We start from the raw sequence: 13,520 nt of genomic DNA on the forward strand, positions 1-13,520 counted from the left end.
CCCCTTCAACCTGACCCAGGAACCCGCAGCATGAGCCAAACCCACATCCTGCATCGCTCCCTTCGCCATACGCCCCCCATCGCCTTGCGCGGCCAGGGCGCCTGGATCCATGACAGCGCGGGCCGCGCGTATCTGGACGGCTCAGGCGGCGCGGCGGTGTCCTGCCTGGGTCACAACCACCCGGACGTCCAGGCGGCCCTGCACGCGCAGATCGACGCGCTGGCCTACGCCCACACCAGCTTTTTCACTACGGAGGTCGCTGAAAAGCTGGCGGCCCGCCTGGTCGCGGACGCCCCCGCCGGCACCTCGCATGCTTACTTCGTATCGGGCGGCTCGGAAGCGGTCGAAGCGGCGCTGAAGATGGCGCGCCAATACTTCGTCGAAATCGGCCAGCCGCAACGCCGCCACATCATCGCGCGGCGGCAGAGCTATCACGGCAACACGCTGGGCGCGCTGGCGGTTGGCGGCAACGCCTGGCGGCGCGCGCAGTTCGCGCCTTTGCTGATCGAGGTCGAGCATGTCTCGCCCTGCTATGCCTACCGCGACCAACGCGTCGGCGAAACCGCAGAACAATACGGCGAGCGGCTTGCGCAGGAGCTGGACGCGGCCATCCAACGTCTCGGCCCGGACTCCGTGATGGCATTCGTGGCCGAGCCAGTGGTGGGCGCGACATCCGGCGCGGTGACGGCCGTGCCCGGCTACTTCCGCCGCATCCGAGAGGTCTGCGACCGCCACGGCGTGCTGTTCATCGCTGACGAAGTCATGTGCGGCATGGGCCGGACCGGCTCGCTGTACGCCGTCGAACAGGAAGGCGTGACGCCGGATCTCATCACCATCGCCAAGGGCCTGGGCGGCGGCTATCAGCCCATCGGCGCAGTCATGGCGCAGCAGCATATCGTGCAGGCCATGCAGCAGGGCAGCGGCTTTTTCCAGCACGGCCACACGTATCTTGGCCACGCGCTGGCGTGCGCGGCCTCGCTGGCAGTGCAGGACGTGATCCGGCGCGACGGGCTGCTGGAGCGCGTGCGAGTCCAGGGCGCGGGCCTGACGCAGCGGCTGCATGCGGCGCTGGGCGAACACCCGCACGTGGGCGACATCCGCGGCCGGGGCCTGTTCATGGGCGTGGAGCTGGTTCAGGACCGCGCCACCAAGCAGCCCTTCGATCCCGAGCTGACGCTGCATGCGCGGATCAAGCGGGAGGCGATGGCGCGGGGCTTGATGGTCTATCCGATGGGCGGCACCCTCGATGGACGACAGGGTGATCACGTGCTGCTCGCGCCGCCCTTCATCATCTCCGACGACGAACTGGACCAACTGACCGAACGACTCGCCGGCGCCATCGACGCCGCGATATCGCAGACGCGGGGTTAGGCGTCCACCGCAACGGCGGCCGGGCGAGGATCCGCCCGCGCCACCTGATCAGCCTGCGCCTGCCCGCAGCCAGGGCGGCCGTGCGCCAATGGTGAGCGCGCGCAGGAACCATTCCACAGGGCCGTAGGCATGATGCCGCAGCCACCAGGCAGACAACGGCAACTGGGCGGCAAAGATAGCCACCGCAATCAGAAACGCGGCCAGGGGCGGCACGGCGGCGTACAGGCGCAAGCCCCACGCCGTGAAGAGAAATGCGCAGACCACCGACTGCATCAGGTAATTGCTCAGCGCCATCCGCCCGGCGGGCGCCAGCCAGGCCCCAAGGCGCTCGCCAGGCCCCGTGCGCAGCGCCAGCAGGAACGCCGCACCGTATGACAGGCTTAAAAGCGGCGCGGTGAAAAGGCCCACGGCCAGTCCCGGCAATTCCCACACCACGCGCGCCTGCGGCAAGGCGCTGGTCGCATACGCCGCGGCGCCGGCCAGCCCGGGCAGGACGCATAGCGCGCACAGCAGTCCGAGCGCGCGGCGCGAGCGCCAGGGGTCGGCCAGCGCATTGCGCCGGCCCAACGCGTATCCCGCCAGGAACATGGCAAAAACGAATGGCCCCTGCACCAACAGCACAGTGAACCAGATGGCCTCGGTGAGTTCCTTGATGTGCTGCGCGATCGTGGTGCCGACGGTGCCGCGGTACGCCTCGATGGAGGCCAGCGCCTCGGCTTTGTATTGCAGCCCGTAGCCGGCCCGCACGGGGTCCAGGAAACTTAACGCGCCCAGAATCGCCCACACCGCCGATGCCAGTGCGATCAGCCACAGCGCAACGCGCAGCGCCCGGCCCGGGTCCATGCGCCGGCATAGCAGCAGCGCGAGGCCCAGCAACGCGTACGTCACCAGAATGTCGCCCTGGTAGAACAGGATGGCGTGCGCCATACCCAGGGCCGCCAGCCCCGCCTGCCGGCGCAAAAAACGCGGCACGAAGGCCGCGTCGGCGCGTTCGGCCGCCGTCATCTGCAGCGTGAAGCTGTAGCCGAACAGGAAGGAAAACAGCAGGTAGAACTTGGTTTCGAACAACCAGGCGACCAGCCAGCGGACCGTCACATCCAAGGGGCTGGAATAGACCGGATCCGGCACGCCCCCGCCGTAGAACGGAAAGGCGAACACGTTGATGTTGACGACCAGGATGCCGAAGAGCGCAAAGCCCCGCAGGGCATCGACGTGCGCGAGGCGCGGCCGGGCGGCGAGGTCGATGCTCATGCGGGTCTCTGGATGGCAGCTGGGCGGCGCAAGGGGCGCGCGCCGCCGGGCGTCTGCGGCGTCAGGCGGCGCGCAGGCGTCAAACCAGCACCGGAGACAGCAGCGGCTGCTTGGGCCGCACATCCAGCGCGCGGCCCTTGCGGGCCCGCTTGCCGACATAGACCGCCAGATCCGCACCCGCCAGGATGTCTTCGGTCATCTTGTTGCGGTAGATGCCCGTGGCGCGCAGCCCGCGGGGGCCGATCGGCACGGTCTGGTCGAGCTTGTCCGCGCCGTCCAGTCCCATCAGGATGGTGCCGCGTCCGCCGCCGGACAGCGACTTGACCTCGTCCAGGCCAAAGACCAGGAACTTGCCCTTTTGCGACAGCAGCGCCAGTTGCTGGGCGCCTGCAAACAGCGGCACCGGGCGCAGCAGTTCGTCGCCCGTTTCAAGCGTGATGAATTGCTTGCCCGCGCGCTGGCGGCTGACCATGTCGGACAGCTTGGCAGCAAACCCATAGCCCCCGCGCGTTGCCAGCAGCCAGCGGCTGTCGGTAGACGCGGCGATCGTATGGACGATGCGCGTGCCGGACTCCAGGTCGATCATCGTGGTGACCGGTTGGCCGTCACCGCGAGCCGACGGCAAGCCGGACACCGGCACCGAGTAGACCCGGCCGTTGTCGCCGACCGCGATCAGCGTATCGGTGGTGCGGCACTCGAAGGCGCCGTACATGTCGTCGCCCTGCTTGAAGCCGAATTGCGAGGCGTCATGGCCGTGGCCCTGGCGGGCGCGCAGCCAGCCCTTCTGCGAGACGACCACGGTGACCGGTTCGTCCAGCACCTTGGTTTCGAGGACTGCGCGCTCGGCCGTCTCGATCAGGGTGCGCCGCTCGTCGCCGAATTGCTTGGCGTCGGCTTCGATTTCCTTGATCAGCAGGCGCTTGAGCGTCGTGGGATTGTCCAGCAGCTCCTGCAGCGAGACCTGATCCTTGCGCTTGTCGGCCAGTTCCTGTTCGATCTTGAAGCCTTCCAGGCGCGCCAGCTGACGCAGGCGCATTTCGAGGATGTCCTCGGCCTGGCGCTCGGACAGCTTGAAGCGTTCCATCAGCGCGGCGCGGGGCTCGTCGGATTCGCGGATCGTTTGGATGACCTCGTCCACGTTCAGGTAGACGACCATGCGGCCTTCCAGCACATGGATGCGGTCGATGACCTTGTCCAGGCGGAAGCGCGTGCGGCGCACCACGGTGTTCGTGCGGAACGCCAGCCATTCGACCAGCACGTCGCGCAGGCCCTTCTGACGCGGACGGCCGTCGGTGCCGATGCACACCAGGTTGACGCTGGAGCTGCCTTCCATGCTGGTCTGCGCCAGCAGCGTGTTGACGAACTCGTCGCGGTCCACCCGCGAGGTCTTGGGTTCGAAGACCAGGCGCACCGCGGCGTCCTTGCCGGATTCGTCGCGCACGGCGTCCAGCAAGTTCAGCATCACGGCCTTGGCCTGCGTCTGCTCCGGCGTCAGGCTCTTCTTGCCCGTCTTGACCTTGGGATTGGTGATTTCCTCGATCTCTTCGAGCACCTTCTGGCCGGACGTGCCGGGGGGCAGCTCGTTGACGACCAGTTGCCACTGGCCACGCGCCAGTTCTTCAAACTGCCAGCGCGCGCGCACCTTGAGCGAACCGCGGCCCACGCCGTAGATCTGCGCGATATCAGCCGCCGGGGTGATGATCTGGCCGCCGCCCGCGAAGTCCGGGCCGGGGATCATTGCGTACAGTTCCTCGTCCGGCAACTGCGGCTGCTTGATGAGCGCCACGCAAGCCTGAGCGACTTCACGCAAGTTGTGCGGCGGGATCTCGGTGGCCATGCCGACGGCAATGCCCGAGGCGCCGTTCAGCAGCATCACGGGCAGCCGCGCCGGCAGCATCTGCGGCTCTTGCTGGCTGCCGTCGTAGTTGGGCACGAAATCGACAGTGCCCTCGTCCAGCTCGTCGAGCAGCAGCTTGGCGATGGGCGTGAGCCGCGCTTCCGTGTAACGCATGGCGGCGGCGTTGTCGCCGTCGCGCGAACCGAAGTTGCCCTGGCCGTCGATCAGGGGATAGCGCAGCGAGAAATTCTGCGCCATGCGCACCATGGCGTCGTATGCTGCCTGGTCGCCGTGCGGATGGTATTTACCGAGCACGTCGCCGACGACGCGCGCGGATTTGACGGGCTTGGCGCCGGAGCCCAGCCCCATCGCCTGCATGGCAAAAAGGATGCGGCGCTGCACCGGCTTCTGGCCGTCGCCCACGTCGGGCAATGCGCGGCCGCGCACCACGGAAACCGCATAGTCCAGATAGGCCTGCTCCGCGTAGCGCGCCAGCGTGATGGCGGCGTTGCCGTCACCGTCGCCGTCGCCGCCTGGCGGGTTGGAGTCAAACAGGCCGGGTTGATTGCTGTCGGTCATGATGGTTTCAGGTAGACAAATTCATCGAAACGGCGTCAATGCGCCTCAGGCGGACGGGGCCAGGAGCTGCGTGTCGGCGACATGCGCGCGCATCTGGGCGCGCACGGCCTGCAACGTGGCGGCGTCCTGCCCGCGCTTGGGGATGATCACGCCCTGCAGGGTGCCGAGGATGACGTAGAGATGTTCGGGGGTTTCCTCGACCCGCCGCACGTCCGTCCACGCCATGTGCCCGGAGGCGGAGGCGGTGCTGTCGGTAACGCCGTCGGGCCCGAAGTCCAGTTCGTGCCGCCCCAGGTACAGGGTGTCGGGCTGCTTGGCCAGCATGCGGCGCGTGTTCATCCGCACGAGTCCGGGCAGCACGTATTCGTAGGCCAGGGCCAGCAGCGCCAGGATGCCCAAACCCACCGCCAGCCCCTGGAAATACACCGGCAGGATCGCGCCCCAATTGGGGCCCTTGCCGTCCCAGGTCTGCCAGATCAGGTACGCAAGCAGCGCCACGATCATCAGGACGCCGAAGCGCAAATGAGACCGGTAACGTCGGCGGCGCAGCTCCGGCCGTTTGTACACATAGGCGGCAAAATCCGCGTAGTCGTCGGCGGTCAGGTCGACGACCATGCGGGCTTGCCCGGGCGCGGACGGCGTCATCAGATGTCGAGCTCCGCCAGATTGCCCTTTTCCTCGATCCACGCGCGGCGTTGCGAGGACTCGCCCTTGCCCATCAGCATGTCGAACATGCGGGTGGTGTCGTCGGGGGTCTGGTCGCCGTACCCCACGGGCAGCAGGCGGCGCGTGTCCGGATTCATGGTGGTTTCCCACAGTTGCTCGGGGTTCATTTCGCCCAGGCCCTTGAACCGGCTGACGGCCCACGCACCTTCGCGCACGCCTTCCTTGCGCAGCTTGTCCTGCGCGGCTTCGAGCTCGCCATCGTCAAGACAATAGATCTTGCGGGCGGGACGCTTGCCCTGGGCGGGCACGTCCAGGCGGAACAGCGGCGGCTTGGCGACGTAGACGTTGCCGGCCTCGACGAGCTTGGGAAAGTGCCGGTAGAACAGCGTCAGCAACAGCACCTGAATGTGCGAGCCGTCGACGTCCGCGTCCGACAGGATGCAGATGCGGCCGTAGCGCAGGCCGGACAGGTCGGGCGAGTCGTTGGGGCCGTGGGGGTCGACGCCGATGGCCACGGAAATGTCGTGGATTTCGTTGTTGGCAAAGAGCCGGTCGCGGTCGACTTCCCAGGAATTGAGCACCTTGCCGCGCAGCGGCAGGATGGCCTGAAATTCCTTGTCGCGGCCCATCTTGGCCGAGCCGCCGGCCGAGTCGCCCTCGACCAGAAACACTTCGGTGCGCGTGGCGTCGCTGGACTCGCAGTCGGTCAGCTTGCCGGGCAGCACCGCCACGCCGGAGCTCTTGCGCTTTTCAACCTTCTGGGCCGAACGCTGGCGCGCCTGCGCCTGCCGGATGGCCAGTTCCGCGAGCTTCTTGCCGTATTCGACGTTGCTGTGCAGCCAGAGGTCGAGCGCGCTCTTGGAGAATCCGCCGACCAGCCGCACGGCGTCGCGGCTGTTCAGGCGTTCCTTGATCTGACCCTGGAATTGCGGATCGAGCACCTTGGCCGACAGCACGAAGCTGGCGCGGGCGAACACGTCTTCGGGCAAGAGCTTCACGCCCTTGGGCAGCAGGCTGTGAAGCTCGGCAAAGCCCTTGACCGCGCCAAACAGGCCTTCGCGCAGGCCGGATTCATGCGTGCCGCCGGCCGGCGTGGGAATGAGGTTGACGTAGGACTCGCGCACCGCGTTGCCGTCGTCGGTCCAGGCCACCACCCATTGGGCGCCCTCGCCTTCGGCGAAATTTTCGTGGTCGGCGCCGGCGTACTGTTCGGCTTCGAAGAACGGCACCATCAGTTCGGCGCCTACCAGGGCTTCGGCCAGGTAGCCGCGCAGGCCGTCCTGATACTGCCAGGTCTTGGTGTCGCCGGTTTTCTCGTTGACGAGCGTGACCTTCACGCCCGGCAGCAGCACGGCCTTGCTGCGCAGCAGATGCGTCAGCTCGCCCAGCGGGATATTGGGGCTGTCGAAGTATTTGGCATCGGGCCAGACGCGCACGCGGGTGCCGGACTTCTTGCGGCCGCCTTGGTCGTAAGGCGCCAGGGGCTCGTCGACGTCGCCGCCCTTGAACACCAGCCGGCTGACGGCGTTGTCGCGCCAGACGATGACTTCCAGGCGGGTGGCGAGCGCATTGGTGACGGACACACCGACGCCGTGCAGGCCGCCCGAGAAGGCGTAAGCGCCGCCGCCCGCCTTGTCGAACTTGCCGCCCGCATGCAGGCGCGTGAACACGAGTTCGACGACGGGCGCGTTTTCTTCGGGGTGCAGGCCGACGGGAATGCCGCGGCCGTCGTCCTCGACGGAGACGCTGCCATCGGCATGCAGCGTGACCTGGATCTGTTTGCCGTGACCGGCGAGGGCCTCGTCCGCGGCGTTGTCTATGACCTCCTGCACGACGTGCAGGGGGTTTTCGGTGCGGGTGTACATGCCCGGGCGCTGCCGCACGGGTTCCAGCCCCTTCAGGACGCGGATGGACGCCTCGTTGTAACGTGGAGTGGCCAAGTTATCCCCAACATCTGTGGAAAAAAACCGACATTTTACGGTTAAGCCTAGATTCTGCGCGGCTCCGGGTGGGATGCGCACGACCTGACCAGGTCCGAATTCGGTAGGATGATGAACAGTCACAACCGCCGTCCCGGGCGTTGACCTCCCGGATCGCGACAGCTGAGCCGCAACATCCTACACAAAATCCTGCAAACCCTGTTGTTATTAACAGTGGTATGCCTGTTGTTATTGACAGTGGTATGCTTGAGTCCATTCCACAAACAAGAACAACGGCAAGGCGCGTTTTAACGCGCCTTTTGCTGCCGAACCGAGAATCACCATCATGAGCGACCAAATCAAGAACGTCAGTGACGCCAGCTTCGATGCCGATGTGTTGAAATCCGGCCAGCCGGTGCTGGTGGACTACTGGGCTGCCTGGTGTGGCCCCTGCAAGATGATCGCCCCCATTTTGGAAGAAGTCGCCGCCGAATACGCTGGCCGCTTGACGATCGCCAAGCTGAACGTGGACGAAAATCAGGGCACCGCCACCAAGTACGGCATCCGCGGCATTCCGACCCTTATGCTCTTTAAAGACGGCCAAGCTGCAGCCACCAAAGTTGGCGCGCTGTCGAAGTCGCAACTCACCGCATTCCTGGACGGCGCGTTGTAAATCGCGTGCTGTAAACGAAGGCGCCGCCGCATAGGCGGCGCTCATTCAGTACCGCGCGAGCCCGTCCGTGGCGCGCCGCCAGAGCCCTCCTTTACTTTTCCCCCAACACTCACCGCGATGCACCTCAACGAACTGAAGGCGCTGCACGTCTCGCAGCTGCTCGAAATGGCCGCTGGCCTGGAAATCGAGAACGCCAACCGCCTGCGCAAGCAGGAACTGATGTTCGCCATCATGAAGCGGCGCGCCAAGCAGGGCGAGCAGATCTTCGGCGACGGCGTTCTTGAAGTCCTGCCCGACGGTTTTGGTTTCCTGCGCTCGCCGGAAACCTCGTATCTGGCCAGCACCGACGACATCTACATTTCCCCGTCGCAGATCCGCCGTTTCAATCTGCACACCGGCGACTCCATCGAAGGCGAAGTGCGCACCCCCAAGGATGGCGAGCGCTATTTCGCCCTGGTGAAGGTGGACAAGGTCAACGGCGTGGCGCCCGAGGCGATCAAGCATCGCATCATGTTCGAGAACCTGACGCCGCTGCACCCGAACCGCGTCATCCGCCTGGAACGCGACATCAAGAGCGAGGAAAACCTCACCGGCCGGATCCTCGACGTCTTCGCCCCCATCGGCATGGGCCAGCGCGGCCTGATCGTCGCCAGCCCCAAGTCCGGCAAGACCGTGATGATGCAGCACATTGCGCACGCCATCACCACCAACTACCCCGACGCGGTCATGATCGTCCTGCTGGTCGATGAACGCCCCGAGGAAGTGACCGAAATGCAGCGCACCGTGCGCGGTGAAGTGGTTGCGTCGACCTTCGACGAACCCGCCACGCGTCACGTGCAAGTGGCCGAAATGGTCATCGAAAAGGCCAAGCGCCTGGTCGAAATGAAGAAGGACGTCGTGATCCTGCTGGACTCGATCACCCGTCTGGCCCGCGCCTACAACACCGTCGTGCCGGCTTCCGGCAAGGTGCTGACCGGCGGCGTGGACGCCAACGCCCTGCAGCGTCCCAAGCGCTTCTTCGGCGCGGCGCGCAACCTGGAAGAAGGCGGCTCGCTGACCATCCTGGGCACCGCGCTGATCGAAACCGGCAGCCGCATGGATGAAGTCATCTATGAAGAATTCAAGGGCACCGGCAACTCCGAAGTCCACCTCGAGCGCCGCCTGGCTGAAAAGCGCGTCTACCCGTCCATCAACCTGAACAAGTCGGGCACTCGCCGCGAAGAGCTGCTGATCGCGCCCGACCTGCTGCAGAAGGTGTGGGTGCTGCGCAAGTTCATCCACGACATGGACGAAGTCCAATCCATGGAATTCATCCTGGACAAGATGCGCGCCACCAAGACCAACGCCGAATTCTTCGACATGATGAAGAAGAAGTAAGCGCATCGTCCGCGCCAAAAGAAGCCGCCTTTGCAAGGGCGGCTTTTTTTATGGGTGATTTCTTGCTTGGGACGGTGTCTGACACCCGGCGTATATCGTCGTCAGCTTCCCGCGGCGGCTCAGTGTTCGATGAATTCCGGCATCCGGCGCGGCGTGGCATTCGCGGGGCGCGGCGTCTGCTTGGCAGGTTCCTTGCCGGCTTCGATCGGCTCGATGCTGGGGTCGTCCCAGCTACCCGTGACGGCGTATTCCATGGTCATCGCGCGGGCGAGCGGCTGCTTGAGCAGCCATTGCGTGACAAAAGCGCCCAGGCCGATCAGCGGATTGACCGCCAGCGCCGTCACCATTGCCGCGCCGCTGGCGTCCAGATTCGGAATCACCACCGCCTTCATGTCCCAGCGCTCCTTGACGAGGTTCACGCCGCCGGCCAGGACGATGGCGGCGACCGGCCCGTTGATCTTGTAGCCTTCGGTGGTCAGCATGCCGTCGGCCACCTTCACGTGGCCCCGGATGGTGTCGAACGGAAAGCCGTCGCGCAGCAAATTGGTAGGGTTCACGTCCAACCTAGCCAGCCGTTGCAGCGACTGCAGCGACAGCAGCTCCAGCAGCCGCGCGGTGCGGGAATTCACGTGCATGAAGCGGCCGTTGTCCAGGCTGACGACCACGTCGCCCACGACGTCGGCAATGTTGTGCGTCCACGGCAGATTGCGCCACGTGGCTTTGCCCTGGATCGTTCCCTTGCCGTTGGACACCACGTTCTCGAAGCCGATCCGGCCCATGAAGTCACCGATGTTTTCCAGCGTCAGCACCGCATCGACGGTCAGACCGCGGTTCGGACCTTCCAGCCCCCAGTTGCCCGTGGCGTTCAGGGCCGCCGAATCGTTGGTGATGGACAGCTTGTCCAGCCGCCACTGCCGTCCGCGTTCCAGATTGGTGCCCGTCACCTGCAGCGTCCCCAGGTTCTTGCCGTACAGCATGAACTGGTTGGCTTGCAGGTCGATGGCGGGGATGTCGGACAGGTCGTTGCCGGACGCCAGCGCCTTGTCGGCCTGGTTGGCATCGCCCTCGCCCGCGATCGACAGGTGTTTCAGGCGAGCGGTGATCTGGCCGGCGATCGCGCCCTGCGCCTCGCGCCATTCCAGCGTGCCCGCCGCCTGCCGCGATTCCAGTTCGACGCGCCAGCGCGCCGGCGCGGGGCGCGTGGCGTACAGCGTCAGGTCATTGAAGGTCAAGCCGCTGGCGTGCATCACACCGGCCGCCAGACTGATGCGCTCGGGCTGCGGCAGGATGGGCTTGGAAGGCGGCCTGCCCTTGACGGGCGGGGCGTCGAATCCATCCGATACCTTTTCCCAGCCGTCCATGTCCAACTCAGGCAGGTTGGCGTTCAGGCTCAGCCCGCGTTCCGGCAGGCTGGCTGGCCGCCCGACGCCCAATGCGCCGCGCGAAAAATAGGAGGCCGAGCCATCGGCAGGGTCCCGCTCGAACAACGCGTTGACGTTGTCGCCCAGGCTGGCCGTGAGCCAGCGCCGGTCGCGCGCGCCCCGGTCCTGCGCGGGCGACCATTGCACCTTCAACAACTGCGCGGACTTGGCGGGCTTGCCGGCCGGCGCGGGCATGTCGATCGCCATGCCGATCAGGTCGGACTCGGCCGAAATGTCGATCGCGCCGCCCTTCAGGTAGATCAGCCGGCCCTTGTAAGCCGCCCGGCCGGTAAAGCGCGACATCGACGGCGCGCGGCTCAACTGCGTCAGTCCGGCTCCCGATAGCGTGCCGTCAAAGCGCAGCGCGTCCGTGCCTTGCGCCAGCGTGCCGTAGATGTTGACGGGCCCGCCCAGGAACTGCGCGCGGATGCCCTTGGTCTGCACGCCCTTTTCCGAAAATTCCAGATCACCGTGGATCTGGCTGAGCACCGGAATCTCGGGCATGAAGCTGAACGAATTGTCCGAGAACCTGATGCGCCCCAGCACCCGCGTGTCGTCGGTGTTGAGCAGCGGCACGGTGAGATCGAGCGGCATCCGCCAGTCGCCGGTGCCGTGCGCCTCGTCCAGGGCCCCGTCCAGCAACTCGCCCAGCGGAGAATTCGCGGCCAGCGCCAGGTACGCCGCCACCGGCCCGGAGGTATCGCCGGTGACCCGAAGCTGCGAGTCGTGTTCCATGTTGGGAATGGCGGCTTTCACCGCGCCCAACTTCACGGTGTGTCCCTGTCCGGTATGCGCCACGGCGCCGCCCGCGCTGTCCAACGCCAGGCTCACCTTGTCGATGCGAAAACTGCCCGACAGGTTTTCCAGCATCGGCCAGCCCTTGTGGTGTTTGCGCGCCGGCGCGTAATCGACCTTGGCGCCGGAATAGTTGCCCGCGATGACGAACTCGCCGGTCGAGCCGGGCGCGCCATACGGAAAGTCGTCCAGATCGCCCTTGAGCGTGATGGCCGCCGAGTGCATCTGCCCGGCGGGCAGGCCGGTCGCCAGCCATTCGCGGGCGTCGGCGTTTACCTCGAGCGGCAGATAACGGTGGATGGCCGGCATCGAGCCGCGCACCATCGTGCCGCGCACGTCGGCCGTGCCCGCGGCGGTCTTACCCTCGGGCCGCCATTGCCCTTGCAGGCGTGCTTCCAGATCTTCATTGGCCAAGCGCAACTGGGCCACGTCGACGAACCAATGCTCCGAATTCGGCCCCTTGACCTGGGCGTCGAGTTCCAGGTCGTCGGCCCGCAGGGTCGGCGTCTCGAAGACGCCCGGCAGCGTCACGCCCAACTGATGCACCTTGCCCCTGACGGCCACGGCAGGCGCGCCCGTGCTGCGACCCAGCGGCACGCCTTCGATCTTCACGTAATCGCCGGGCCACACGGAAAAGCGCAACTGGCCCGACCCGCTCTGGACGGCGGGGCCGTCCGGCGCGGAGGTCCAGGCCACGCCGCGCACGGCGACGTCGCTGGTCAGTTCGGTGAACTTGCCGTGGTCCAGTTGCCACCACGCCCGCGCGGCCAGCCGGCCGGCGACTGCGGGCACGTCGATCCACGGCGCCCAGGCCTGCGGCTCCACGTCATCAACCTGCGCAAAAATCTGTCCGCTCCAGTTGGCGGGTCTCCGAGCGTCGGTGGCGAAGAGGCTACGGTTGAATTCGCCACGCAGCTCCAGCTTGTTCGCCAGCGCGGGGCCCGCGGAGGCCTGCAGCACGAACCGATGCGACAGCGCGCCATTGCGCACCAGGAAGTCGACCCCCTCCAGCGTCAGTTCCGGCGCCTGGCGCAGTTCGTCCTGCCAGCGCAGCGTGGCGTCACTGACCAGCAGTTCGCGCTGCGCCGCCAGCCAGCGCAGGCCCGGATGATTCAGATCGGAGGCGTGGTCGCTTGCGTTCAGGTCGATGTCCTGCCCGGCGACCCACAGATGATTGGACGCGTCCCGCCGCAACGTAAGTTCCGGTTTTTCCAGCCGCAGCCGCACCAGCGTGGGCGACAGCGCCAGCAGGCTGCGCCATGCAACAACCGCGGAAACGGACGGCAGGCTCAATACCGGATCGGCCTCGTCGTCGTAGACCTGGACGGCGGCGAGATCGAGCCTAGGATTGAGCCCTTGCCAGTTTGCCTTGATCGCGCCGATCGTGACGCGGGCGCCCAACGCCTCGCTGGCGTAGGCTTCGATCTGAGGGCGCCACTGATCCACGCGCGGGAGGACCCAGTAGCGCACGCCCAGAAACCCGATGGCGACGACGCCATAGACGGTCAGCGCGGCCCAGAACAGGCTGCGGAGCACTTTTTTTGGAACAGACACGGATCAGTGGGCAGGAGGAGATGTCTTGCAGTATCGTCCCCACTTATACCTGAAACACGTCCATCCGTCTGCCGCCC

The 13,520-nt window shown here is 66.2% G+C and carries 8 protein-coding genes; 3 read left to right on the forward strand and 5 right to left on the reverse strand.

Features of this window, described 5'->3' with window-relative positions:
• The first annotated feature begins 30 nt into the window (after positions 1 to 30).
• Positions 31 to 1,371 (forward strand): aspartate aminotransferase family protein, encoded by a 1,341-nt coding sequence (locus AC6LJW_RS02515; RefSeq protein WP_427985446.1) that lies wholly within the window; start codon positions 31 to 33, stop codon positions 1,369 to 1,371.
• Positions 1,372 to 1,419: 48 nt separating this feature from the next.
• Here the strand turns inward: AC6LJW_RS02515 and AC6LJW_RS02520 are convergent, their stop codons facing one another.
• The 4 genes from AC6LJW_RS02520 to AC6LJW_RS02535 all read right to left on the reverse strand — a co-directional run bounded on the left by AC6LJW_RS02520 (position 1,420) and on the right by AC6LJW_RS02535 (position 7,644).
• Positions 1,420 to 2,622: a DUF418 domain-containing protein gene (locus tag AC6LJW_RS02520; RefSeq protein ID WP_498086432.1), complete on the reverse strand. Its 1,203-nt coding sequence runs from the start codon at positions 2,620 to 2,622 to the stop codon at positions 1,420 to 1,422.
• Positions 2,623 to 2,701: 79 nt separating this feature from the next.
• A complete protein-coding gene (parC, locus tag AC6LJW_RS02525; RefSeq protein ID WP_498086433.1) occupies positions 2,702 to 5,038 on the reverse strand; it encodes a DNA topoisomerase IV subunit A in 2,337 nt (778 codons plus the stop codon).
• A gap of 45 nt (positions 5,039 to 5,083) precedes the next feature.
• Positions 5,084 to 5,683 (reverse strand): YcxB family protein, encoded by a 600-nt coding sequence (locus tag AC6LJW_RS02530; protein WP_498086434.1) that lies wholly within the window; start codon positions 5,681 to 5,683, stop codon positions 5,084 to 5,086.
• A complete protein-coding gene (locus tag AC6LJW_RS02535) occupies positions 5,683 to 7,644 on the reverse strand; it encodes a DNA topoisomerase IV subunit B (protein ID WP_056571533.1) in 1,962 nt (653 codons plus the stop codon). The genes AC6LJW_RS02530 and AC6LJW_RS02535 overlap by 1 nt, the downstream gene beginning before the upstream one ends.
• A gap of 325 nt (positions 7,645 to 7,969) precedes the next feature.
• On the opposite strand from AC6LJW_RS02535, the gene trxA reads away from it, so the two are divergent.
• Positions 7,970 to 8,296 (forward strand): thioredoxin TrxA, encoded by a 327-nt coding sequence (gene trxA, locus AC6LJW_RS02540; RefSeq protein WP_056315616.1) that lies wholly within the window; start codon positions 7,970 to 7,972, stop codon positions 8,294 to 8,296.
• 117 nt (positions 8,297 to 8,413) lie between these two features.
• Positions 8,414 to 9,673, forward strand: a complete 1,260-nt coding sequence (rho, locus tag AC6LJW_RS02545; protein ID WP_043541410.1) for a transcription termination factor Rho — start codon at positions 8,414 to 8,416, stop codon at positions 9,671 to 9,673.
• Between the two features lie 119 nt (positions 9,674 to 9,792).
• On the opposite strand, the gene AC6LJW_RS02550 is transcribed toward rho, so the two are convergent.
• Positions 9,793 to 13,425, reverse strand: a complete 3,633-nt coding sequence (locus AC6LJW_RS02550; protein WP_498086435.1) for a YhdP family protein — start codon at positions 13,423 to 13,425, stop codon at positions 9,793 to 9,795.
• Between the last annotated feature and the right edge of the window lie 95 nt (positions 13,426 to 13,520).

Source organism: Achromobacter sp. 1012554356, from assembly GCF_059760815.1.